This window comes from Mycobacterium sp., from assembly GCF_052143115.1.
GTDB lineage: Bacteria > Actinomycetota > Actinomycetes > Mycobacteriales > Mycobacteriaceae > Mycobacterium.
Genome location: NZ_JBKQTQ010000271.1, coordinates 1 through 23,835, shown reverse-complemented (window position 1 = coordinate 23,835; position 23,835 = coordinate 1). Strand labels below are relative to the sequence as shown.

General features: G+C 66.5%; 20 protein-coding genes and 1 pseudogene. 10 read left to right on the top strand and 11 right to left on the bottom strand.

Going from position 1 to position 23,835, the window contains the following annotated elements:
- Nucleotides 1-33: 33 nt before the first annotated feature.
- Nucleotides 34-468 (top strand): PaaI family thioesterase, encoded by a 435-nt coding sequence (locus ACLQI9_RS26695; protein ID WP_442376982.1) that lies wholly within the window; start codon nt 34-36, stop codon nt 466-468.
- On the opposite strand, the gene ACLQI9_RS26690 is transcribed toward ACLQI9_RS26695, so the two are convergent.
- From ACLQI9_RS26690 to ACLQI9_RS26680, 3 genes are all read right to left on the bottom strand, one after another.
- Entirely contained in the window at nt 461-1,843 is a 1,383-nt protein-coding gene (locus tag ACLQI9_RS26690; protein WP_442376984.1) for an NAD(P)/FAD-dependent oxidoreductase, read from the bottom strand. The genes ACLQI9_RS26695 and ACLQI9_RS26690 overlap by 8 nt on opposite strands.
- Nucleotides 1,844-1,972: 129 nt before the next feature.
- Nucleotides 1,973-2,890 (bottom strand): LLM class F420-dependent oxidoreductase, encoded by a 918-nt coding sequence (locus tag ACLQI9_RS26685; RefSeq protein WP_442376986.1) that lies wholly within the window; start codon nt 2,888-2,890, stop codon nt 1,973-1,975.
- 131 nt (nt 2,891-3,021) lie between these two features.
- Nucleotides 3,022-3,699 (bottom strand): SDR family oxidoreductase, encoded by a 678-nt coding sequence (locus ACLQI9_RS26680; RefSeq protein WP_442376987.1) that lies wholly within the window; start codon nt 3,697-3,699, stop codon nt 3,022-3,024.
- 323 nt (nt 3,700-4,022) lie between these two features.
- Here ACLQI9_RS26680 and modA point away from each other — a divergent pair, with 323 nt between their 5' ends.
- The 4 genes from modA (at nt 4,023) to ACLQI9_RS26660 (ending at nt 7,515) form a co-directional block, all read left to right on the top strand.
- Nucleotides 4,023-4,772, top strand: a complete 750-nt coding sequence (modA, locus tag ACLQI9_RS26675) for a molybdate ABC transporter substrate-binding protein (RefSeq protein ID WP_442377021.1) — start codon at nt 4,023-4,025, stop codon at nt 4,770-4,772.
- A gap of 184 nt (nt 4,773-4,956) precedes the next feature.
- Nucleotides 4,957-6,003 carry an APA family fibronectin-binding glycoprotein gene (locus ACLQI9_RS26670; protein ID WP_442376989.1) on the top strand — a complete coding sequence of 349 codons (1,047 nt, stop codon included), beginning with the start codon at nt 4,957-4,959 and terminating at the stop codon, nt 6,001-6,003.
- Nucleotides 6,004-6,140: 137 nt separating this feature from the next.
- Nucleotides 6,141-6,449, top strand: a complete 309-nt coding sequence (locus ACLQI9_RS26665; RefSeq protein WP_442376991.1) for a GlsB/YeaQ/YmgE family stress response membrane protein — start codon at nt 6,141-6,143, stop codon at nt 6,447-6,449.
- 37 nt (nt 6,450-6,486) lie between these two features.
- A complete protein-coding gene (locus ACLQI9_RS26660) occupies nt 6,487-7,515 on the top strand; it encodes a zinc-binding alcohol dehydrogenase family protein (RefSeq protein ID WP_442376993.1) in 1,029 nt (342 codons plus the stop codon).
- 7 nt (nt 7,516-7,522) lie between these two features.
- Here the strand turns inward: ACLQI9_RS26660 and ACLQI9_RS26655 are convergent, their stop codons facing one another.
- The 3 genes and pseudogenes from ACLQI9_RS26655 to ACLQI9_RS26645 all read right to left on the bottom strand — a co-directional run bounded on the left by ACLQI9_RS26655 (nt 7,523) and on the right by ACLQI9_RS26645 (nt 11,414).
- Entirely contained in the window at nt 7,523-8,284 is a 762-nt protein-coding gene (locus ACLQI9_RS26655) for a CPBP family intramembrane glutamic endopeptidase (protein WP_442376995.1), read from the bottom strand.
- A gap of 47 nt (nt 8,285-8,331) precedes the next feature.
- Nucleotides 8,332-9,006 (bottom strand): MOSC domain-containing protein, encoded by a 675-nt coding sequence (locus ACLQI9_RS26650; RefSeq protein ID WP_442376997.1) that lies wholly within the window; start codon nt 9,004-9,006, stop codon nt 8,332-8,334.
- A 27-nt stretch (nt 9,007-9,033) separates the two neighbouring features.
- Nucleotides 9,034-11,414: pseudogene (locus ACLQI9_RS26645) on the bottom strand (phosphoketolase family protein).
- A 52-nt stretch (nt 11,415-11,466) separates the two neighbouring features.
- Between ACLQI9_RS26645 and ACLQI9_RS26640 the strand changes: the two are divergent.
- The 3 genes from ACLQI9_RS26640 to ACLQI9_RS26630 all read left to right on the top strand — a co-directional run bounded on the left by ACLQI9_RS26640 (nt 11,467) and on the right by ACLQI9_RS26630 (nt 17,635).
- Entirely contained in the window at nt 11,467-13,932 is a 2,466-nt protein-coding gene (locus ACLQI9_RS26640; protein ID WP_442377001.1) for a CaiB/BaiF CoA transferase family protein, read from the top strand.
- 37 nt (nt 13,933-13,969) lie between these two features.
- Nucleotides 13,970-15,457, top strand: a complete 1,488-nt coding sequence (locus ACLQI9_RS26635; RefSeq protein ID WP_442377003.1) for an acetyl-CoA acetyltransferase — start codon at nt 13,970-13,972, stop codon at nt 15,455-15,457.
- A gap of 90 nt (nt 15,458-15,547) precedes the next feature.
- Complete coding sequence (locus ACLQI9_RS26630; protein WP_442377005.1) at nt 15,548-17,635, top strand: NAD-dependent epimerase/dehydratase family protein; 2,088 nt, start codon at nt 15,548-15,550, stop codon at nt 17,633-17,635.
- Here ACLQI9_RS26630 and ACLQI9_RS26625 read toward each other — a convergent pair.
- The 5 genes from ACLQI9_RS26625 to ACLQI9_RS26605 form a co-directional block, all read right to left on the bottom strand.
- Nucleotides 17,628-18,860 carry an NAD(P)/FAD-dependent oxidoreductase gene (locus tag ACLQI9_RS26625; RefSeq protein WP_442377006.1) on the bottom strand — a complete coding sequence of 411 codons (1,233 nt, stop codon included), beginning with the start codon at nt 18,858-18,860 and terminating at the stop codon, nt 17,628-17,630. The genes ACLQI9_RS26630 and ACLQI9_RS26625 overlap by 8 nt on opposite strands.
- Nucleotides 18,861-18,981: 121 nt before the next feature.
- Nucleotides 18,982-19,314, bottom strand: coding sequence for a TfoX/Sxy family protein (locus tag ACLQI9_RS26620; protein WP_442377008.1), 333 nt, complete (start codon nt 19,312-19,314; stop codon nt 18,982-18,984).
- A gap of 35 nt (nt 19,315-19,349) precedes the next feature.
- Nucleotides 19,350-19,739 (bottom strand): nitroreductase/quinone reductase family protein, encoded by a 390-nt coding sequence (locus tag ACLQI9_RS26615; RefSeq protein ID WP_442377010.1) that lies wholly within the window; start codon nt 19,737-19,739, stop codon nt 19,350-19,352.
- Nucleotides 19,740-19,767: 28 nt separating this feature from the next.
- The gene (gene lon / locus ACLQI9_RS26610; RefSeq protein WP_442392406.1) at nt 19,768-22,083 is read right to left on the bottom strand and encodes an endopeptidase La; all 2,316 of its coding nucleotides are present in this window, start codon (nt 22,081-22,083) and stop codon (nt 19,768-19,770) included.
- A gap of 63 nt (nt 22,084-22,146) precedes the next feature.
- Nucleotides 22,147-22,701, bottom strand: a complete 555-nt coding sequence (locus ACLQI9_RS26605) for a CGNR zinc finger domain-containing protein (protein ID WP_442377013.1) — start codon at nt 22,699-22,701, stop codon at nt 22,147-22,149.
- A 239-nt stretch (nt 22,702-22,940) separates the two neighbouring features.
- Here ACLQI9_RS26605 and ACLQI9_RS26600 point away from each other — a divergent pair, with 239 nt between their 5' ends.
- The gene (locus ACLQI9_RS26600) at nt 22,941-23,186 is read left to right on the top strand and encodes a hypothetical protein (RefSeq protein WP_442377015.1); all 246 of its coding nucleotides are present in this window, start codon (nt 22,941-22,943) and stop codon (nt 23,184-23,186) included.
- Nucleotides 23,187-23,597, top strand: a complete 411-nt coding sequence (locus tag ACLQI9_RS26595; protein WP_442377017.1) for a hypothetical protein — start codon at nt 23,187-23,189, stop codon at nt 23,595-23,597.
- The last annotated feature ends 238 nt before the right edge of the window (nt 23,598-23,835 follow it).

The following is a 23,835-nucleotide window of genomic DNA, read 5'->3' as shown; positions in this document are numbered from 1 at the left end:
CGGATCGGCCGACGGATGGTGTAGACACAAGTCGTGCAGCCATTGCCAGACTCAGCCGTCCCGCCGGGTTTCGAGACGCCGTTCAACGACGAGATCGGGCTGGTATTCACCGAACTCACCCCGGACGGCGCGCGGGCACATCTCGAGGTCCAGCCCAAGCTGCTGCAGCCGATGGGCATCGTGCACGGCGGTGTCTACTGCTCGATGATCGAGAGCATGGCCAGCGTGGCCGCCTACACCTGGCTCAACGCGAACGGCGGCGGCGGCGCCGTCGTCGGCGTCAATAACAACACCGACTTTCTGCGTGCGATCGGCAGCGGCACGGTATACGGCACCGCGACGCCGGTGCACCGCGGCCGCCGCCAGCAACTGTGGCTCGTCACCGTCGCCGACTCCGACGACCGAGTCGTAGCCCGCGGTCAGGTGCGGCTGCAGAACCTGGAAGAAGCCCCGGCGGGGCCTAGCTAGCTTTCGCCGCCTCGCCCGCGTGTGCCTCGGCAGCCATTACTGCAAGCTGCTCGAGGCGGGTGCGGGCAAACGCCTGCTGCTCGGTGATGGTCAGCTGGCCCCGGCGAGTGCTCAAAAACGTCACCGTCCAGGACAACAGCGTGCTGAGTTTAGTCTTGAACCCGACGAGGTAGACCAAGTGCAGCACCAGCCACGCCAACCAGGCGATGAAGCCGCTGAATTCCAGCGGACCGATCTTGGCCACCGCGGAGAATCGGGAGACCGTGGCCATCGAACCCTTGTCGAAGTACTGGAACGGCTCCCGCTCGGCCGGATCGGCGCCTGCGAGTTCGGCTTTGATCGTGGTTGCCGCGTACTTGGCTCCCTGGATCGCACCCTGCGCCACCCCGGGCACACCGTCGACGGCGGCCATGTCACCGATTACGAACACATTCGGGTGGCCGGGCAACGATAGGTCCGGCAACACCTTGACCCGGCCCGCTCGGTCGAGTTCGACCGCCGATTGGCGGGCCAGATCCCGGCCCAACGAGCTGGCCGAGACCCCGGCCGACCACACCTTGCAAGCGGATTCAATGTGGCGCGTGGTTCCGTCGGGGTCTTTGACCGTAACGCCGTTGCGGTCCACGTCGATGACCATCGCGTCCAGCTGAATGTTCACGCCCATCTTCTCCAGCCGCGCGGCCGCCCTCGTACCAAGCTTGTCGCCAAACGGCGGCAGGACGGCGGGGGCGGCGTCGAGCAGGATGACCCGTGCCTTAGTGGAGTCGATGTGCCGGAAGGCGCCCTTCAAGGTGTAGTCGGCCAGTTCTGCGATCTGACCGGCCATCTCGACGCCGGTGGGACCGGCACCGACGACGGTGAACGTCAGCAGCTTCTTGCGCCGCTCGGGGTCGCTAGACCGTTCGGCTGCCTCGAACGCGCTCAATATGCGTCCCCGCAGCTCCAGTGCGTCGTCGATGGACTTCATGCCGGGGGCGAATTCGGCGAACTGATCATTGCCGAAGTAGGACTGGCCGGCCCCGGCGGCGACCACCAGGCTGTCGTAGGGGGTTTCGTAGCTGTGACCCAAGAGGTCCGACACAACAACCCTGCGAGCCAGATCAATATGCGTGACGTCGCCAAGCAGCACCTGGACGTTGCGCTGCCTGCGCAGGATTACGCGGGTAGTCGGGGCGATCTCGCCTTCGGAGATGATGCCGGTCGCAACCTGGTACAGCAGCGGCTGAAACAGGTGATGGGTGGTACGGGCTATCAACTTGATGTCGACATCGGCCCTTTTGAGCTTCTTGACCGCGTTCAGCCCGCCGAATCCCGATCCGATGACCACGACCCGGTGTCGACGATTGGTCGCGGTGTTTTCGGGTTGGGCGCTCATGGTTTGGTTGCTCCTCGGCGGCGTCTGCGTTCACTACTACGTTAGTCACGCGGACCTGCCATTATCGAGTTCGAACCCTGTGATCAGCCCCACCCGCGCCGTCGAACGTGACGTGCCTCGCCGGGCTGGTCAGAGACCAACCAGCGGCCGCAGCGCCTCAGCGGCCGCAGTGACCACACCGGGCGTGTAAAAGGGCATGTTGATGATCACGCCGTCGATTCCGGCGTCCAACACCTTGGCCTGCACCTGTTCGGCGACGTAGTCGGCGCTGCCCATCAGCATGCGCTGGCTCGCCTCCGCCGGGATCTGGTCCTGCTTGGCGTTTTCGTCAAGCAGGACGGTCAGCAGGATGCTGGTCTCCAGCGTTGCGGGGTCGCGGCCGATCTCCTCGCAGCGCTCCCGCACAACTTTGACCTTGCCCGGCAGTTGGTCGAATCCGGCCATCACGTTGAGGTGGTCGAAGTGCCGAGCGGCCAGCGGGATTGTCTTCTTCTCGCCGCTGCCGCCGATCATCAGCGGAACGTGATCGCGGTAGCGCGGGTTGGCCAGCGCATTTTCGGCGCGGTACCACTTGCCGGAAAAGGTCGGTCGCTCGCCTTTGATCATCGGCAGGATGATCTCCAGTGCCTCGTCAAGCCGGTCGAACCGATCGGTGAAGGTGCCGAATTCGTAGCCCAGCTGGTCGTGTTCGAGCTCGAACCAGCCCGTGCCGATGCCCAGAATCGCCCGGCCCGCGCTGACCACGTCGAGGGTGGTGATGACCTTGGCCAGCAGGGTTGGGTTGCGGTAGGTGTTACCAGTCACCAGCGTGCCCAACTGCACCCGCTCGGTGGCGGTGGCCAGCGCGCCGAGGGCAGTGTAGGCCTCGAGCATCGGCTGGTCGGGAGAGCCCAGCATGGGCAGTTGGTAGAAGTGGTCCATCACGAAAACCGCGTCGAATCCGGCAGATTCGGCTTCGCGAGCTTGCGCGAGGACGGTCGGGAAGAGCTGCTCGACGCCAGTGCCGTAAGAAAAGTTCGGAATTTGCAAGCCAAGTCGGATAGTCACTCGATCTACCCTAATGACCGTCCGCCGGCGGCGGAGATCCCCAAGTGAATTGTTCGCCCTGGGCGAATCGCCAGGCTTGGCGAATTGCCCGGCTCTCATCGCGCCGTTGCCCGGCGCGCATCGTCGCCAGGCTAGGCGAATTGCGTCAGCGCACCATGGCTGACGTGCAGCAGCTGCCCGGTGATATGGCGGGCAGCGGGACTGGTGAGGAACAGCGCCAACCGCGTCACCTCGTCGGCAACCGCGGGCGGCGTGCTGGACAGCCCGTCGTAGCCCGGCTGCGTGCCGCGCCCGGCAGCGACCGCGTTGACGGTGATACCGCGGGTGCCGAAGACCGCAGCCTGGCCGGCGACCCAGTTCGACAGCGCGGCTTTGACCGCGGCCTCAGCGCTACCTGAGCGCGGATTCTCCGGCACGACGCTGATGACCGAACCACCAGAGCGCAGGTGATCACCCACGGTCTGGACGGTCAGTACCGCCGATAACACGGTGGCGTCCAGCGAGTTTCGCCACGCGGCGGCCAGATCCGGCAGCGAGTACGCGCGTGGGTCACCGGGGTTCCAGCGCGGCGCGGGGATGTTGACGATGGTGTCCAGGTGATGCGGGAACAGCCCGTGGACCTCTGTGAGGCTGGCGGGGTCGGTGTTGTCGCAGACGATTGCGTCCGCCTCGAGCTCCTTGGCGGCCACTTCGAGATCGTCTCGACGTGCCCCGGCCAGGGTGATCGTGTGGCCGGCGTCGCGGAACCCTTCAGCAACAGCACGCCCCAGTTCGGTATCGCCCCCGGTGACCAGCACCTCCACCGCCATGACCTCCTCGTATTCAACACTGAACCTAGGTGACGGCCACCCACAGGCACCTGCGGCTTCCACCTGGAGCAACGGCCATCCGATGCTTCGATGGTGGCATACCGCAACGCCGGTCCCTGGGATTTCAGGGTGTGTATGGCGTCAAATCTTGGTACATGTTACTGGACGGTAGCTAAAGATGAAACTCTGAATCCGGCACGATGCGGTCACCGTTTGGACAACGGTTGGCACCATGCCACTACGGCTGAGAAACTGAGAGGGTGCTCCCACGGCGGCAGGGCCTGCTCAAGCACCGGGCCCGGATTTGGGTCACTTCCGGGGTCATGTCGCTCGTGCTGGTGACAAATCTGTCTGCGTGTGACCCGAAGACACCGTCGGCGTCACACCCATCGTCGCCGGGCCAGTCGATTGTGGTGTTCGCCGCCGCGCCGCTGAAGGCGACGTTCACCCTGCTCGCCGGAAAGTTCCAGGCCGACAATCCCGGCGCCAGCGTGAATTTCGACTTCGCGGGCTCCTCGGAACTGGCGACTCAGTTGACCTCGGGCGCCACCGCCGACATTTTCGCCTCGACTGACAGCGCGCAAATGGACACGGTGGCCAAGGCAGGCTTGACGGAGACCGATCCGGTTAATTTCGCGTCCGACACATTGGTGATCGTTACGCCGCCGGGCGACCCCAAGCAGATCCACTCCTTCGCCGATCTCGGCAAACCCGGGCTCAACGTTGTGGTGTGCGGGGAGCCTGCGCCCTGCGGGGCGGCGACCCAGCGCATCGAGGACAACACCGGGGTGCACCTCAACCCGGTGAGCGAAGAACCGGCCGTTTCCGATGTCCTGACCAAGGTCACCAACGGCGAGGCTGACGCCGGGCTGGTCTATGTCACCGACGCACGCAATGCCGGCAACAAAGTGACCACGGTCGAGTTCGCCGAGTCAGCCGGTGCAGCCAACGTATATCCCATCGCCGTCCTCAAGCATGCGTCTCAGCCCGCGCTCGCGCAGAAGTTCATCGACGTGGTGACCGGGGCGACGGGCCAAAAGGTGCTCAACCAGGCCGGTTTCGGCGGGCCCTGACGCGGTGACGCGCCCGGCGGCGATCGGGATGGCGCTCCCTCGCCGCAGCCACGACCGGTCGCCGCCTCGGCCCCGCTGATCTGCGCTGCTGCGTCGTGTCGCGCGCTGGTAATCGACGGCAAATCAATAACATAGTCAGCACAACGACCTTGCCCCACGGCTGTAACACGGTAGGTTTTTGCTCATGGACGAGGTGGACGCACACTCGACACGGCCCAAAAGCCGCTGGACGACGCTGGCGGTCGCCGCGATAAGCGGCGCCGGAGCCATCGCGCTCGCGTTGCCAGCGACCACAGCGAGCGCCGACCCGGTACCCCCGCCGGGAACCACCACGGCGGCGCCGCCACCGCCCAACGGCCCAGCAGATGCGGCACCCGGCCCGGCCGGTCCTCCTGCGGCACCTCCGCCCGCCGACCCGGTCGCAGCGCCACCCGGATCCGGTCCCAACGCACCCGCGCCGCCGGCGACCGACCCGAACGCGCCCCAACCTGGGCGCATCGACAACCCGGTCGGCGGATTCAGCTACTTCATTCCGGCCAGCTGGGTGGAATCGGACGCCACCCACCTCGACTACGGCTCGGCACTGCTCAGCAAGGAGACCGGGCCGCCCGCCCCGGGCCAGCCCCCACCGGTTGCCAACGACACCCGTGTCGTGCTCGGCAAGTTGGACCAGAAGCTGTACGCCAGCGCTGAACCCGACAACACCAAGGCCGCGACGCGGCTGGCGTCCGACATGGGCGAGTTCTTCATGCCGTATCCCGGCACCCGGATCAACCAAGCGACCGCTTCGCTGAACGCCACCGGCATGCCGGGCGGTGCGTCGTACTACGAAGTCAAATTCAGCGACGCCACCAAGCCCAACGGCCAGATCTGGGCGGGAGTGATCGGGCCGTCCGGGCCGAACGCACCGCAGGGATCGGCGAACCAGCGCTGGTTCGTGGTGTGGCTGGGCACTGCGAACGATCCGGTAGACGTTAACGGGGCGAAGGCTCTGGCCGAGTCGGTTCGCCCGCTGGCGCCGCCGCCGGCTCCGGCCCCCGCCCCGGCAGCTCCCGCTCCGGCCCCGAACGCGCCGGCTCCCAACGCGCCGGCCCCCAACGCTCCGGCTCCGGCTCCGGCTCCGGCCCCGAATGCGCCTGCGCCAGCGCCGTCACCTGCGCCACCGCCGTCAGCTGGACAGCCCGCCGGCGGTAACGCCCCGGCGGCGGGTCCGGGCGCGGTATCGACCTGACCGGACGGTAATTCATCGCACGCTGGGCGCAGTTAAGCCGAATGTGCCCAATCGAGCACCCCGACTCGTTAGGCTGAAGTCGTATACCAAATCACGGTCCAGCAGCGGGCGTGGCCAGCGACAGCAAGGAGTTCCGGATGGATGTCATGGCAGCTACGCAGTCCCTCGCATTGTCCACGCCGACCGCCGTCAGCTGGTTCGCGTACATCATCATCGGCGGCATCGCCGGCTGGGCCGGCAGCAAGATCGTCAGAGGCGGCGGCTCGGGCATTCTGTTCGACATCGTCGTCGGCGTAATTGGCGGTTATGTCGGCGGAGCGCTTCTCGGTTGGCTCGGCGTCGATGTTGAACACGGGCACCGGTGGTTTACGTTCTTCACCGCGTTGCTCGGGGCGATCATTCTGCTATTTGTCGTGCGGTTGGTCCGAGGCGTTGCCAGACGCTAACCTGCTGCGGCCGTAGCGTTAACGGCATGCTGTATCGATGACCCGGGCGACGACCACCACGACGATGAGCGCGTGGCGGGTGCGTCGGCCCGGTCCGATCGACACCGATCCGCTGGAACGGGTCAACACGCAGGTGCCCCGCCCCGGGCTGTCCGAACTGCTGGTCGCCGTGCGGGCATGCGGTGTGTGCCGCACCGACCTGCACGTCACTGAGGGCGACCTTCCGGTGCACCGGGAGCATGTGACGCCCGGACACGAGGTGGTCGGGGAAGTTGTCCAGGTCGGCGCCGACGCCGGCGGCGAGTTCAGCGTCGGTGACCGGGTCGGGATCGCCTGGCTGCGGCACACCTGCGGAGTCTGCAAGTACTGCCGACGCGGCGACGAGAACCTGTGCCCGAAATCCCGCTACACCGGTTGGGACGCCGACGGCGGCTACGCCGAATTCGCTACCGTCCCTGCGGCTTTCGCGCACCATCTGCCAGGCGGCTACAGCGACAGCGAACTCGCACCGCTGCTGTGCGCCGGCATCATCGGCTACCGGTCGCTGCTGCGCGCCGCACTACCGCCCGCCGGCCGGCTGGGCCTGTACGGGTTCGGCGGCAGCGCCCACATCACCGCACAGGTCGCGCTGGCCCAGGGTGCCGAAGTGCACGTGATGACGCGCGGCGCCGCCGCCCGAGAACTGGCGCTCGAGCTGGGCGCGGCGTCGGCCCAAGGCGCCGCGGACCCGCCACCGGTGCGCCTGGACGCCGCGATCCTGTTCGCCCCGGTCGGCGATCTGGTGCTGCCCGCGTTAGAGGCGCTGGACCGCGGCGGCACGTTGGCGGTCGCCGGAATCCACCTGAGCGACATTCCTGTGCTCAACTACCAGCGTCACCTTTTCCAGGAGCGCCAGCTGCGCTCGGTGACGTCGAACACCCGCGCCGACGCGCGGGCCTTTCTTGACTTCGCAGCCGAGCATCACATCAAGGTGACCACGCCGGAATACCCGCTAAGTCAAGCTGATCGGGCGCTTTCTGATCTCAGCGCCGGCCGCATCGCCGGCGCTGCCGTGCTGCTGGTGTGAAGACCGCTCAGCTGGACAGGTGCCAGACCAGCGCGGCGGCCAAGGCGCCCAACCCATTCAGCGACCAATGCAGGGCGATCGGCGCGATCAGGCTGCCGCTACGTCGGCGCAGCCAGCTGAACACAAACCCGGCCACCGCGGTCGCGATCACCGCCAACGTCACACCGGCCAGCATGCCCACGACTCCGCCGCCGAACAGCCGGGTGAAGCCGACGTTGCTGCTCGTCAGCCCCAACGACGTCGCGATATGCCAGAGACCGAACATCAGCGAACCCGCCAGCGCGACACCCCGGAACCCCCAGGCCCGGTTCAGTGCGCCGTGCAGCACACCGCGAAAGGCCAGCTCCTCCGGGATTACGGTTTGCAACGGAATGATGATCATCGAGGCAACGAGTGCGCCCGAGATCGTCGCGTAGTGGTTGTTCATGAACATCGGCCGGGTCAGCGGCAACAGCACGCCGACCGCGATCACCGTCACCACCAGCGCCATCGCGGCGAGCGCGTAGGCAACACCGGATTTCCAATGGTCACGGCCCAGCCCGAGCTCGGCCCAGCCCAGACCGTTGAACCGCAACAACGCCACCAGCCCGACCGCCGCTGCCGGTACCGTCGCAACACTCGCCCACGGCGTGGTGAAGTGCGCGACGAGGTTGGTGAGCACCAGCACCACGATGACGACGGCGACATCAACCTGGATCCGGAACCGGTGCAGCGCCGAAAGCTGCGACACCACTGGATGGGTGTCCACGGCAACGGTCGCGTCAAGCATTCGGCAAGTTTACCCGCGCACCGCTGGCGACCCGCTTACCTCAACGCTTAGCCGTTGTTCGGCGTAACCCGGCGGCGCGCATAGTCCTTGAGCTCTGCTGGGAGCGCATCTGCCACCAAAAGCTGGGGAAGCAATTCTGGTTCAGACATTCGGGCGCGAAAGACCAACCCGATGGTCACGTCGTGATCGGGGCGGTAATCGATTGCGATCGCGTCGCCCGCGCGCACCATTCCGGGCGAGGTCACCCGGAAGTAGGCACCGGGTTTCCCCGCCTGGACAAAGGTTTTGATCCAGTGGTTCAAATGCAGGAATGCCTGGAACGTCCGGCACGGCGTCCGGGGCGCGGAGACTTCCAGCACTAATCCGTCGGTGCCGATGCGCCAGCGTTCACCGATCCGCGCCCCAGTGACATCGATGCCCGAGGTGGTCAGGTTCTCGCCGAAGTTGCCGTTGACGAGTGTGCGCTGAAGTCGAACCTCCCACTCGTCGAGGTCTTCTCGCGCGTAGGCGTAGACCGCCTGGTCGTCGCCGCCGTGGAATTTCTGGTTGCCGATGGTGTCGCCGACCAGTCCGCTGCCGACACCACCATCCATTGGTCCCGGTGCCCGCACCACCACCGCCTCGGTTGCCGGCACTTTGTCGATGCCTGTCAGCTTCGACTGGGCGCGTGGATCAGGATTCGTTCGGACACGAGCCAGGTTGACCGACAAAACAGTCGCCACCCGCCCCAGCGTAGCGCCAGCTCAGCTCTACCCACGCTCACTCGACTCCCAGGCCCAGCCGGCGATCTTCGGGTCGTCCTCACCGTGCTCGCGGGTGTAACGGCGCGCGGCCAACCGGGCATCCGCCATCCGCTGACGCAGCAGCGCGGCTGGTCCGGCCAGCCCGTCGACCCGGTCGATGACATCCATCACCAGGTGGAAGCGGTCCAGGTCGTTGAGCATCACCATATCGAACGGCGTCGTCGTGGTCCCGCGCTCCTTGAACCCGCGCACATGGAGTGATGGTGAACGGCACGGCTATAGGGGAGCCGGTGGATCAGCCACGGATAACCGTGGTAGGCGAAGATGACCGGCTTGTCGATGGTGAACAACGCATCGAATTCGTTGTCGGGCAAGCCATGCGGATGCTCAGTGGCCGGCTGCAGCCGCATGATGTCGACGACGTTGATCACCCGCACCTGCAGCCCGGGCAGTTCACGCCGCAAGATATCGGCGGCAGCCAGCGTCTCTAGCGTCGGAACGTCGCCGGCGCAGGCCAGCACCACGTCGGGCTCGCCGGTCGCGGTGCTCGCCCACTGCCAGATGCCCAGGCCGCGGGTGCAGTGGTCGATAGCGGACTCCATGTCGAGATAGGCCAGCGCCGGCTGTTTACCGGCGACGATGACGTTGACGTAGTTGCGGCTGCGCAGGCAGTGGTCGGCCACTGACAGCAGCGTGTTGCCGTCCGGCGGCAGGTACACCCGCACCACCTCGGCGCGTTTGTTGGCGACCAGGTCGATGAACCCGGGATCCTGATGCGTTGCGCCGTTGTGGTCTTGGCGCCACACGTGGGAGCTGAGCAGGTAATTCAGCGACCCGATCGGCTGCCGCCACGGCAGTTCGCGGCTGGTGGACAGCCATTTCGCGTGCTGATTGAACATCGAGTCGACGATGTGCACGAACGCCTCGTAGCAGTTGAACAGCCCATGCCGGCCGGTTAGCAGATAGCCCTCCAGCCAGCCTTGGCAAAGGTGCTCGGAGAGCACCTCCATCACCCGGCCGTCCGGGGAGAGGTGGTCGTCATCGGGCATGGTTTCCGACAGCCACACCTTGCCGGTCGACTCGTAGACCGCGTCCAAGCGGTTGGACGCGGTCTCGTCGGGGCCCATCAGCCGGAACCGGCCGCGGTTGCGGGCGATCACGTCCCGCAGGAATGTGCCCAGCACCCGGGTGGCCTCGTGGGTCGTCGCGCCGGGCTGCGAGACCGTGACGGCGTAATCGCGAAAGTCGGGCAAGTCCAGGTCATGCAGCAGCAGGCCGCCGTTGGCGTGCGGGTTAGCGCTCATCCGGCGATCGCCGCCGGGCGCCAGGGCCCGCAGGTCCGCTCGCAGCCTGCCGGTGTCGTCGAACAACTCCTCGGGTTGGTAACTGCGCAGCCACTCTTCGAGTTGTGTGCGGTGGGTGGGGTTGTCCCGGGTCTCGGCGAGTGGGACCTGGTTGTGCCCGCCAGGTGCCCTCCACCTGCTTGCCGTCAACCTTTTGCGGGCCGGTCCATCCCTTGGGGGTGCGCAGCACGATCATCGGCCACACCGGCCGTTCGGTCTTCCCGCCGCCGCGGGCATCCCGCTGAATCGCGGCGATCTCATCGAAGGCCTCGTCGAGAGCGGCGGCCAGCTGCTGATGCACGTTGGCGGGATCGTCCCCGGCGACGGTGATGGGCCGGTAGCCGTAGCCACGCAGCAGCGACTCCAGCTCGTTGGTCGGGATGCGGGCCAACACGGTCGGGTTGGCGATCTTGTAGCCATTGAGATGCAGGATGGCCAGCACCGCGCCGTCGCTGACCGGGTTAAGGAACTTGTTGGAGTGCCAGCTGGCGGCCAGCGGCCCGGTTTCGGCCTCGCCGTCGCCGACGACACAGGCGACCACCAGGTCGGGATTGTCGAACGCCGCGCCGTAGGCGTGCACCAGGGCGTACCCGAGCTCGCCCCCTTCATGGATCGAGCCCGGCGTCTGGGCAGCCACGTGGCTGGGGATACCGCCAGGAAATGAGAACTGCCGGAACAGCTTCCGCAATCCATCGGTGTCTTCTTCGATACCGGTGTACACCTCGCTGTAGGTGCCCTCCAGGTAGGCGTTGGCGACCAGCCCGGGGCCGCCGTGACCGGGTCCGGTGACAAAGACGACGTTGGCATCGCGGTTGCGGATAACCCGGTTCAGATGCGCGTACAGCAGATTCAGCCCCGGGGTGGTGCCCCAGTGCCCCAGCAGCCGCGGTTTGATGTGCTCAGGCGCCAGCGGTCTCGCAGGAGTGGATTGTCCAGCAGATAGATCTGGCCGACCGACAGGTAGTTGGCCGCGCGCCAGTAGGCGTGGATCCCGGCAAGTTCGTCATCGGAAAGCTTCGCAGGCGCGACGGTTTCTGAGCTCATCCTCCCGATTGTCCGCAAACTCGGTGAACAGCACACCACCACAGGTAGGCGGATGGGGGATAGGCCGCCCACTACGCTGGCCGACGTGGACGTGGTCGACAGCGGAGGGCTACTAGCATCACTGCGGGTCCTCGACCTGTCCGGCGACGACGGCGACGCGGTCACCCGCCTGCTCGCGGACTTGGGCGCCGACGTGTTGAAGGTGGAACCGCCGGGCGGCAGCCCGTCGCGCACCCGGCCGCCGACGCTGCGCGGCACCAGCCTGCGGTTCGTGCTGCACAACGCCAACAAGCGCAGCACGGTGCTCGACCCGTCCCAGCCGAACGACCGAACCCGGTTGGTCGAGCTTGCCGGTAGCGCCGACATCGTCGTCGACAGCGGGAATCCCGGTCAGGCCGCAGCCTACGGAACGTCGTGCGCCGACCTGGCCGATCGGTATCCGCAGCTGGTAGCCCTGTCAGTCACCGACTTCGGCGCAACCGGACCGCGGTCGTCATGGCGGGCAACCGATCCGGTGCTCTATGCGCTTTCTGGGGCGTTGTCCCGGTCGGGTCCCACTACCGGAACACCTGTGTTACCGCCGGAGGGTATCGCGTCGGCCACCGCCGCTGTTCAAGCCGCATGGGCCACGCTGGTCGCGTACTACAACCGGTTACGTTGTGGCACAGGTGATTACATCGACTTCGCACGATTCGACGGTGTTGTGATGGCGCTCGACCCGACGTTCGGGGCACACGGGCAGGCCGCCGCAGGAATCCGCCGACCAGATCGGTGGCGCGGACGCCCGAAAAATCAGGACGCCTACCCGATCTATGCGTGCAAAGACGGCCACGTACGAATCTGTGTGATGTCGCCGCGACAGTGGCGCGGGCTGCGCCGCTGGATAGGGGAGCCGGAGGAATTCCAGGACCCCAAGTATGACGTGATCGCTGCGCGCTTCGCCGCCTGGCCGCAGATCGGCAAGCTGGTCCAGCGATTGTTCGCCGGACAGACGATGAAAGAGCTGGTATCCGCCGGGCAGGCGCACGGCGTGCCGATCGCCGCCGTGCTATCTCCGGCGCAAATCTTGGCGTCGGATCATTTTCAGGCGGTGGGTGCCATCGCCGACGCCGAACTCGTCCCCGGGGTGCATGCACGCGTCCCGGTCGGCTATTTCGCCGTCGACGGCCGGCACAGCGGTATCCGCGCACCCACTCCGCCCGCCGGCCGCGACGAAGCCCGGTGGCTCGCCGGCCCGGCAGCCACCATCTCACCGCGAAATGTCAGCCGTCCGTTCGACGGGCTGCGGATCATCGACCTCGGCGTCATCGTCGCCGGCGGCGAACTCAGCCGCCTCTACGGCGATCTGGGCGCCGAGGTCATCAAGGTCGAGAGTGCGGCCTATCCCGACGGATTGCGACAGACACGGGTCGGCGAAGCCATGACCGAGTCGTTCGCCTGGACACATCGCAACAATCTGGCGTTCGGCGTGGACCTCCGCAGCGCGCAGGGCAAACAGATCTTCAGCCGTCTGGTCGCCGAGGCCGACGCGGTATTCGCCAACTTCAAGCCGGGAACCCTTGCTGCCCTCGACTTTCCGTACGAGACGCTGCACGCCCTGAACCGCCGGGTGGTGCTCGCGGAAAGCAGCGCCTTCGGCGACACCGGACCGTGGAGCGAGCGGATGGGTTACGGACCGCTGGTGCGCGCCACCGCGGGTGTCAGCAAGCTCTGGACATCCCACGACGATCAAGACGCTCAACCGGATCAGCCGGGCCAGCCCGCCAGCGGCTCCCGGCACCGGTTCTACGACGCGACCACGATCTTTCCCGACCATGTAGTCGGGCGCATCACCGCGATCGGTGCGCTGGCCGCGCTGATCCACAGCGAGCGGACCGGCGAGGGCGCCCGGGTCCATGTCTCCCAAACCGAGGCCGTCGTCAACCAACTCGACGCCCGGTATGTCACCGACGCCGTACGGGCGGCCGGCCACGCCGATTTGCGGGACGACACCGGCGTGCACGACGTCTACCCGTGCGCAGGCGATGACGAATGGTGCGTCATCTCGATCCGCACCGACGCCGATTGGCGATCGGCGACAGCGGTTTTCGGGTTGCCCGAACTGGCTGATGATGAGCGGTTCGCGACTGGCGCGGCGAGGATTGCTCACCGGCACGAGTTGCTGGCGCTGGTGTCGGCGTGGACCCGCACCCGATCACCGTTGCAGGTCGCCGAGGCTCTGCAATCGGCCGGCATTCCAGCCGGCCAGATGAACCGTCCGCCCGATGTCCTCGAAGACCCACAGCTGCGTGCGCGAAAGCTGTTCACCGACATCACGCATCCACTGTTCGATCATCCGCTGCCGGCCGAAACCGGTCCGGCACCGTTTCGCCACATCCCGCCAGCGCCACAACGACCGGCGCCGCTGCCCGGCCAGGACACCCGCGAGATCTGTCACAAGATCCTCGGGATGAGCAGTGAAGAAACCGAGCGGTTGATCAACGACGGCGTGCTGTTTGCCTCCACCGACACCGCCTAGCATTTCCCTCGGCCCACATCGCGGAAGGTCTTCGTCAATGCCCGTTAACCCCCGGACGCCGGTGCTGGTCGGTTATGGCCAGCTCAACCACCATGAGGACGCGGCCGCTGAGCAAAACACGAAAGAACCCGTCGATCTGATGGTCACGGCCGCGCGCCAAGCCGCCGACGCCCGGGTGCTCGAGGCCGTCGACGCCATCCGCGTGGTCAACGTGTTCTCGGCGCGCTACCGCGACCCCGGGCTGCTACTGGGCCAACGCATCGGCGCCGACCGTCCGGCCACCCGCTATAGCGGGATGGGCGGCAACGTGCCGCAGTCCCTGGTCAACCAGGCCTGCCTGGACATCCAACAGCGGCGCGCGGACGTGGTGTTGGTGGCCGGCGCGGAAATGTGGCGCACCAGGATGCAGTTGCGCGCCAAAGGCAAACGCCTGACCTGGACCGATCAGGATGAGTCGGTTCCGCTTGCCGAGGTTAGTGACGAGAACGTGCCGATGGCCGGGCCGGCCGAGGAGCGCATCGGGCTGGACCGCCCGGCCTACGTCTATCCGATGTTCGAGCAGGCGCTGCGGATCAGCACCGCCGAGTCGATCGAGGATCACCGCAAGCGCGTCAGCGAGCTATGGGCACGATTCAATGCCGTGGCGGTGCACAACCCGCATGCCTGGATCCGTAAACCGGCTACGGCCGAAGAGATTTGCGAAGAAGGCCCGGCGAACCGAATGATCAGCTGGCCGTACACCAAATTGATGAACTCCAACAACATGGTCGACCAGTCCGCCGCCCTGATCCTGACATCGGTCGAGACCGCGACCCGCCTGCAGATCCCAACCGAACGCTGGGTCTACCCCTATGCGGGCACCGATGCCCACGACACCTACGCCATCAGTGAGCGCGCCGAACTCTACCGGTCGCCGGCCATCCGGATCGCCGGTGCGCGCGCGCTGTCACTGGCCGGTCTGGGCATCGACGACGTGGACTACGTCGACCTTTACTCCTGTTTTCCGTCCGCTGTGCAGGTCGCGGCGGCCGAACTCGGGCTGCCGGTTGACGATCCGGATCGGCCGCTGACCGTGACCGGAGGGCTGACATTCGCCGGCGGTCCGTGGAACAACTACGTGTCACACTCGATCGCGACGATGGCCGAACTGCTCACCGCCAACCCGGGGCGGCGCGGCTTGATCACCGCCAATGGCGGTTACCTGACCAAGCACAGCTTCGGCATCTACGGCACCGAACCACCGCTGGCCGAGTTCCGTTGGGAAGACACGCAATCCGAAGTCGACCGAGAGCCTATCCGGACTCCGGCGGTGGAATGGGAAGGTGTCGGTACCGTCGAATCCTGGACGACGCCGTTTGACCGTGACGGCCGGCCGGAGAAGGCGTTCCTTGCGGTTCGCACCCTCGACGACCGCCGCACCCTGGCCTTGATGTCCGATCCCGTGGCGGCCGCGGCGACGGTGCATGACGACATCGCCGGCGCCAAAGTTGCGATCCACCCGGACGGTACCGCCACCCTGAAGTAACCATCACGAGTTAGCTGAAAACTTCCTGGGAACCGGTCCACACGCTTATTGTCATTTTTGACAGCTAGGCACCGTCGGAGGTGGTCGGGCGTGCGGGTGCTGCTAACCGGGGCCACCGGAGTGGTCGGGCGTGTCGTGGCCCGTCAGTTGCTCGCGGCCGGATACGCGGTCAGCGGCATCGCAGGTCGCCCGCACGAAAACCTGGATGCCGACGTCGACTTTGTTTGTGGGCCGCTCACCGGCCCGATTCTGCAGCAGCTGGCCGACGGCTCCGACGTGGTGATTCACCTGGCCCCGATCGAGGCGACCGCGCCCGGCAGCGCCGGGCTCGGTGGGCTGGTGCGCGTCACGCACGCGGCGGCCCGTGCCGGTGCCCGGCTGATCTACGTGTCTCAGTCTGCCGGCCAGCCGAAGTTGTACCAGCAGGCCGAGGCGCTGGTGTCGACTGGCTGGGCACCGAGTCTGATCGTCCGAATAGCCCCGCCGCTGGGTCGCCAGCTCGATTGGATGATCTGCCGCACGGTGGGCAGCCTGCTGCGCGACCGGGATTCGGCCAGGCCATTGCGATTACTGCATTTCGATGACCTGCTCCGCTTCCTGATGCTCGCCGTGGCGACCAACCGCACCGGGCTGGTTGACCTCGCGACTCCGGACACCACCGAGCTGGTCACCGCGCGCCGGTTGCTGCGATCCGTCGAGCAGCGACCGCTGCTCTCCCGCCTGCCAACCTGGCCCCAGCTGATTCCCGAGCTGGATGCGTCTGTAGAGACATGGCAATTCGAGTTCGGCTGGCGCGCAATCGACGCGGTCGCCGACACCGCGCGCGGGTTGGCCGGCCGCAAACTCGACGTCAGGGGCGCCGTGGATCTGGCAGGTCATCTGCCGGTCCCGCTGGAGGTGACGCCGCGGACCGAGCCGTCCGACGGCACCCGGTTGCTGTCTGCGTCGCCGGAAGGGCTGGAGGGCGAATTCGACGACCGAATCGACCCCCGCTTCCCGGTATTTAGCGCGACCGCCCTGGCCGAGACGCTGCCCGGGCCGTTGACCCCGATGACGCTTGACGTGCAAATCGCCGGTATGCGCGCCGCCAGCCGGGTGATGAGCCACGTGATGGCTTGCGGCGACGTGGTTGCCGACGAATGGGGGAGCCGCGCGATCGCGGTTTTCGGCCACCGCCCCTACGTTGGCGTTTCGGCCAGCGTGATCGCCGCAGGCCAGTTGCCCGGCTGGGACGTGGACGACGTCGTGCAACAGTCATTGGGCGGCTCAGACGTCGGTGGGCTGTTGCCGCTGGGGCGCCCGCCGCTGACTGGAGGGCTGCTCGGATCGGCGGCCAAAGCTGTTGTCGTCAAGCGGGCGTTGGTGTTGTCGCGGCACCTGAAGGCCGACACCCGGGCTTACCTCGAGGCCGCGACGGCCGAGCACCTCGATGTGGCGCAACTGAATTCGCTGTCGAATGCCGAGCTGCAAGTGCGGGTTCGGTTGTTGCGGGACCGGATCCACCAGGGCTGGGGTCTGACCGGGCGGTGGCTGATCGACTCCGGCGTCACCGCAGCGACGGTGGAGCGCGCCGGGCGACACGTCGGCATCTCGGGAGTCGCCGCGTTGCTGGAGAGCGACGCCGTTGCGGCTAAGACTTCTTCACTGGCGGCGCTGATCCGAAACGACCGGCAATTGTGCGCGCTTGCTCTCGACGGTGACCTGGACGGTATCAGCGCCCTGTCCCGCACGATCGCTGCTGCCTTTGCGTCCGCCGTCGCCCGGGTCGGGCACCGTGGTCCGGAAGAAATCGAATTGGCCAATTTGGTGTTCGGTGACGATCCCGCGATGCTGCTCGTCGCGGCCGGGCGAAGCGCGACCGGCATACCCCGGGCGGCGCCGCCCGACGGATCGAAGGCGAAGCTGGCCGAGCGGATGGCGGCCAACGCCCGAGCTTCTCGAGAATCGGCCTACGACGCGACCATGCGGTTCACCCATGAGCTGCGAGTGGCATTGCGTGAGTTGGGGTCTCGATTGGTCGTGGCGGAACTCGTCGACCTCCCGGGTGAGGTGTTCTACCTCACCTGCGACGAGGTGGTCACCCTGCCCGCCGACGCCCGGCTGCGAATCAAACGCCGGCGCGCCGAGCGGGAACGGTTGCAGGGCCTGCGCCTACCCGACGTCATCACGCTCAGCTGACCAGCCCACCGAGCGGCGCCTGCGGGTCGGCCAGCTTGTCGGGGTCCACGGCGCTCTTCGACCGGATCAGGCTCTTGACGTCGTCGAGCACATCCCAGATATTGACGTTCATTCCTGCCAGTACCCGGTTGTCGGCATCGAGCCAGAAGGCGACGAATTCGCGACCGTCGACGTCGCCGCGGAACACCACCCGGTTATATGTCGGCGCATACCCGGCATACTCCATCCCGAGGTCGTACTGGTCGGTGAAGAAGTAAGGCAGCTCGGTGTATTCGGCTTTTTCACCAAACATGCCGGCCGCCGCCACCGCGGGCTGCTTGAGCGCGTTGGCCCAGTGTTCGGTGCGGATCCGGCTGCCGAACAGTGGATGCTCGGCGGCGGCGATATCGCCCACCGCGTAGATGTCGTGGTCACTGGTGCGCAGTGACGCATCGACCAGCACCCCGCCGTCACCCGTCGACAGCCCGGCCTGGTCGGCGAGTTCGATGTTGGGCTGCGCGCCGACGGCCACCAGCACGGCGTCGGCGGCAACGCTGGATCCGTCGCCGAGCCGCAGGCCGGTGGCCTTGCCGTCGGCGGTGGTGATCTCCTTAACCTCGGAGTCCAACCGCAGGTCGACGCCGTGATCGCGGTGCAGCGCGGCGAATACGGCGCCAACCTCTTCGCCGACCGCGCCCACCAGCGGCAGCTTGGCAGTTTCGACCACGGTGACGTTGACGTCGCGCTGACGCGCGCTGGCGGCGACTTCCAGGCCGATCCAGCCCGCGCCGACCACAGCAAGCGAAGACCCTTCGGCCAGAGCTGAATTCAGTGCCGATGCGTCCTCGAATGTCCGCAGATAATGAACTCCGGCGGCATCGGACCCCGGAATGGGCAGCCGCCGTGAGCGCGATCCGGTGGCCAGCAGCAGCTTGTCATACTCAACCCTGGTGTTGTCCGGAAGCTCGACGGTGTGTGCCGCCCGGTCCACCGACAACACCCGAGCATTCAGGCGGAGGTCGATCTCGTTCTCGCGGTACCACGCTGAGTCGTGCACGGTGAAATCGTCCAGCGACTTCTTACCCGCCAGAAACTCCTTCGACAGCGGGGGCCGTTCGTAGGGCAGGCGCTCCTCCTCGGCACACAGAATGATGCGTCCGTCGAAGTCTTTCTCGCGCATGGCTTCCGCTGCCTTGGCTCCACCAAGTCCGCCGCCGATGATGACAAATGTGCTCGAGTTGGCCATGATCGCTGCTCCCGTCTAGCCGCAGGTGGCGCCCGCGACTTTCAGTAGTCGTTGCACCACCTGCTTAGGCTCGTCCATAACGCTTCGCGTACCCGCCGTGGCAGGTCACCAACCGCACTATTCACTTCGGCGGCAGGCTGTGCACGTGGTTCACCCCGCGGTCCACCCAGCGTGCAAGCTGGCGTTTGGTTTTCAATCCGTCAGGGTCGATTCGCAACCAGCCCCGGGCCTCGCGGCCGGCCATCACCATCGGGCTGACGTGCGCACGATCGAGCAGCTTGTCGGTTTCCTGCGGCGGCACCCGCACCAGTAACCCGCCCTCACGGCTGGCGGCGACGGCCATATGCCCGTTGATCACGAAGGCGAGGCCGCCGAACATCCGTTTCTCGTCGACGCCACGCTCGGGCGCCAACAGTTCGCGGATTCGCTCAACCAACTCGGTGTGGTAGGCCACGGCGCAACGGTAGCGCCAAGCACCGACCTGCGGCCTCAGTCCAGATCCACCCGAATGGTCAGCAAGTCACTGCCCGCGAGGCGCACGAGTGTGCTGTTGAAGCCGGGCAGGCTTCGCAGCCGCTCTTTCGCGTCATCGTCGGGCAGCAGGTGGGCGGTTCCGTTGCGCCATCGGCCGTGGATGCGCAACCGCACCGCGGGGTTGGCCTTGATGTTGAGCACATAGTGCGAATGCTCCCCGTGCTCGGAGACCATCCAGAACTGATTGCCGATCACTCGGCCCCCGATCGCGGTGCGCCGCGGCTGCCCCGACTTTCGGCCGATGGTCTCCAGCATGGGAAACGGCAATCGCCGACCCACTGGATTGACCACCAGCCGTTGGGCGGTGTGGACGATACGCCGTTTAAGCCGTTGCGAGTCGGTCATAACCGCACGCTATCCGACTTGTCCGACATCACGCCGCGGCGGTCACCGCCTGCGCAGCCGGTTCCAGTGCCTGGGCGACGATTTCGGCGACGTCGGTCATCGGCTTGACGTCCAACGCCTCGAGCACTTCGGCAGGCACATCGTCCAGATCCGGCTCGTTGCGCTGCGGGATGAACACCGTCGACAACCCTGCCCGCTGCGCGGCCAGCAGTTTCTGCTTCACGCCGCCGATCGGAAGCACCCGGCCGTTCAACGTCACCTCGCCGGTCATCCCGACGTCGGCGCGCACCTGCCGCCCGGTAGCCATCGACACCAGCGCGGTCACCATCGTGACACCGGCCGACGGACCGTCCTTCGGGACGGCGCCGGCTGGCACGTGCACGTGGATCCGCCGGTCGAGGGCCGACGGATCGACACCCAACTCTGCGGCGTGCGAACGGACGTAGGACAGCGCGATCTGCGCGGACTCCTTCATCACGTCACCGAGTTGACCGGTCAGCTGCAGGCCCGGCTCACCGTCGTTGGCGCCGGCTTCGATGTAAAGCACATCGCCGCCCAGCCCGGTAACGGCCAGCCCGGTCGCCACGCCCGGCACCGCCGTGCGTTCGGCCGATTCGGGGGTGAATCGCGGCCGGCCCAGGTAGCTGACCAGATCCGGCTCGTCGATGGTGACCGGCTCCGCGGCGATCTTCGTGGTGACCTTGCGCAGCGCCTTGGCCAGTAGCCGCTCGAACTGCCGCATACCGGGCTCACGGGTGTAGTCCGCGGCGATCTTGCGCAGCGCCGCGTCGGTCACGACGACTTCGTCGTCAGTCAGCCCGGCACGGTCGCGTTGACGCGGCAACAGGAAGTCGCGCGCGATAGCCACCTTGTCATCTTCGGTGTACCCGTCGATCTGCACCAACTCCATCCGGTCCAGCAGCGCCGACGGGATGTTCTCGATGACGTTGGCCGTGGCCAGGAACATCACATCGGACAGGTCCAGATCCAGGTCCAGGTAGTGGTCGCGGAACGTGTGGTTCTGCGCGGGGTCAAGCACCTCGAGCAGCGCAGCACTGGGGTCGCCGCGGTAGTCCGAGCCGACCTTGTCGATCTCGTCGAGCAACACGACGGGGTTCATCGAGCCGGCTTCGCCGATGGCCCGCACAATGCGGCCGGGCAGCGCGCCGACGTAGGTGCGGCGGTGTCCGCGGATCTCCGCCTCGTCGCGCACGCCGCCCAACGCGACGCGAACGAACTTGCGGCCCAGCGCGCGGGCGACGCTCTCACCCAGCGACGTCTTGCCGACCCCGGGCGGCCCGGCCAGCACCATCACGGCGCCGGATCCGCGGCCACCGACGACCTGCAATCCGCGCTGCGCACGGCGTGCCCGCACCGCCAGGTACTCGACGATGCGGTCCTTGACGTCGTCCAGACCGTGGTGATCGGCGTCCAGGATCTCCCGCGCCGCGGCCAAATCGGTCGAGTCCTCGGTCGTGGTGTTCCACGGCAGGTCGAGCACGGTGTCCAGCCAGGTGCGGATCCAACCGCCCTCGGGGCTTTGCTCGCTGGAGCGTTCCAGCTTGCCGACCTCACGCAGCGCGGCCTCGCGAACCTTCTCCGGCAGGTCGGCTGCCTCGATTCGGGACCGATAGTCGTCAGAACCGTCCGGCTCGCCCTCGCCGAGCTCCTTGCGGATCGCGGCCAATTGCTGGCGCAGCAAAAACTCCTTCTGCTGCTTCTCCATGCCCTCGCGGACGTCCTCGGCGATCTTGTCGTTGACCTCGACCTCGGCCAACTGCTCGCCGGTCCAGTCGATCAACAGACGGAGGCGACGGCCCGTATCTTCGGTTTCCAGCAGCTGGCGCTTCTGCACAGCGGTCAGATACGACGCATAACCAGCCATGTCGGCCAGCGCCGACGGGTCGATCAGCCGGTTGACGACGTCGACCAGCTCCCAGGCCTCGCGGCGTTGCAGCATCGCCAGCAGCAGCTTCTTGTATTCGGCGGCCAGCGCACGCGTCTCGTCGCTGGGCTCAGGCTCGGTGACCTCGGTCACCTCGACCCACAACGCCGCGCCCGGCCCGCTTGCGCCGATGCCAATCTGGGCCCGCCGCTCGCCACGCACGACCGCGGCGGTACCGCCACCGGCGATCTGGCCGACCTGCAAAATCGTCGCCAGCACGCCGTAGGACGGGTAGCGGTCGTCGAGCCGCGGGGCGATCAGCAGCTGGCCCGACTCACTGGCGCGGGCAGCGTCGACAGCCGCTCGAGCGGCGTCATCCAAGGCGATCGGCACGACCATCCCGGGCAACACGATCGGGTCACTGACAAATAACACCGGCACTGACTTGGCTTCCGCCATCGAATCCTCCAAAGTTAAGCCTGTCGCGCTCAACCTTCGTCGGAGGTGATTTGTTCCCGAGGACTACGCGGTGGAAGACGAGGCGCGCTGGCGGGCCCGGAACGCCTGAACTTTCGCGCGGTTGCCGCAGGTGCCCATCCCGCACCAATGCCGGTTTTTCGCCCGCGACGCATCGAGGTACAGGCGCATGCAGTCCGGGTGGGCACAGCGCTTGACGTTCTCGATGTCGGTTCCGGCGACGAGATCGAGCAGATCGGCGGCCAGAGTCGCCAGCAGTTGCGACGCGGTGCCCTCGCGGCGGGTCGCGCCGGTTCGCTGCAATCGCGGCGTGAGCTGAGGTTGAGCTGCACGCTCATTGAGCAGGTCGACGTCGGCGGGTTGGGGCCGGCGGTGCTCTAGCCGGGCGATCACGGTCCGGTAGATGGCTTCCCGCAGCTCGATTGCGGCCGCCAGATCGTCATCGGTGACGTGGATGGCGCCGTCGAGCAGCCCTCCCTGAACTGCAAATTCCGACAACAGTTCAGGCCGAGTCAGCAGTTCTTCGCGGGCCGAATCGCGGTGCTTCATGGTGCCCACGAAGTTCAGGCATCGGCGGCCGCCCACATAGACGAATGTCACAAGTAACCACCTTGACAGGTTTCATCGCCGAGCGCCAACCTATAACTATCTAAACAGGTTACGAGGGTCTTAGCAGTTCGAACGAGAAGGACATGTCCGGCGTCTAAGCGAGTAACCAGCCGATCTATTCGGCAGTGAACGGCGAAAGGAGCCAACCTAAAATGGACCTCTACCGGATAACCCACCCGCTGAGGTTGGGCAGAGGATCGCACCAGCCGGGCTCCGGCAAAGGGTGCGCGATGAACGTCATTTCTTACATCACCGGCGATGAGCAGGTCACCGACTTTCCGACCCGCTCGGTGCGGCCGCTGAGCCTGCTCGTCCAGACATCCAACGATCTGCTCGCGGGACCCGCTGGCTACCTGTTACCCGATGACAGCGTGCTGGCCCTCGACCTCGCCTGGCAGACGGTCGGAACCGCCGATGTTCCTGAGACCGTCGTCCACGCCTGGATCGCCGAATTGCTGACCAGTCCGACCTGGTGAGTGCTCAAGTACGCCAAAATCACCGCCCACAAAGCGATCCTCGACATTGCCGAGCTGCACCGCGCCGCCGCTTCGGGTGACATGCCCGCCGACGCGGACTGGGACGCCGCCGGCCGCGCGGCCCGCGAGGTGGCCTCGACCCTCAGCGGCGCCGGGATGCGTGCGGTGCAGGCCGCGTCCGAGTCGACCGCATTCGTGGACAGCGACCTGCTGATGTCGCTGGACAAGGTAGTCGTTCACGCGCAAAACGCGCACGGTCTCGCCTCCAGGGACACCACGACGGTCAGCCGGATGATCGAGCTCACCGGCCACGCGATCCGCTCATGGCGTCAGCTGGCCGGGCTCGCCCAGGACACCGCCCGCGACATCAGCCCCGTCGAGCCCGAATCGCGCGTAACGGCTTACGCCTAAAAGAACCGAGACAACGGTTCCGTGTCCGGCACCGCTCGCCACAGTCTGCCGATCAGTGGAAGTCTCGGCACCGGCCCCTAGACGGTATGAGGGGCTGGGGCCTCGCTCACATGTGAACGTGGGTTGCCGTCAGGAATGTGGTCCTGGCCGGTAGAGCCACATTCCTGACGGCAACCCACGTTCACATGTGAGCGAGGCCCCAGCCCCTCATACCGTCTAGACGCACGAGGGGCTTGAT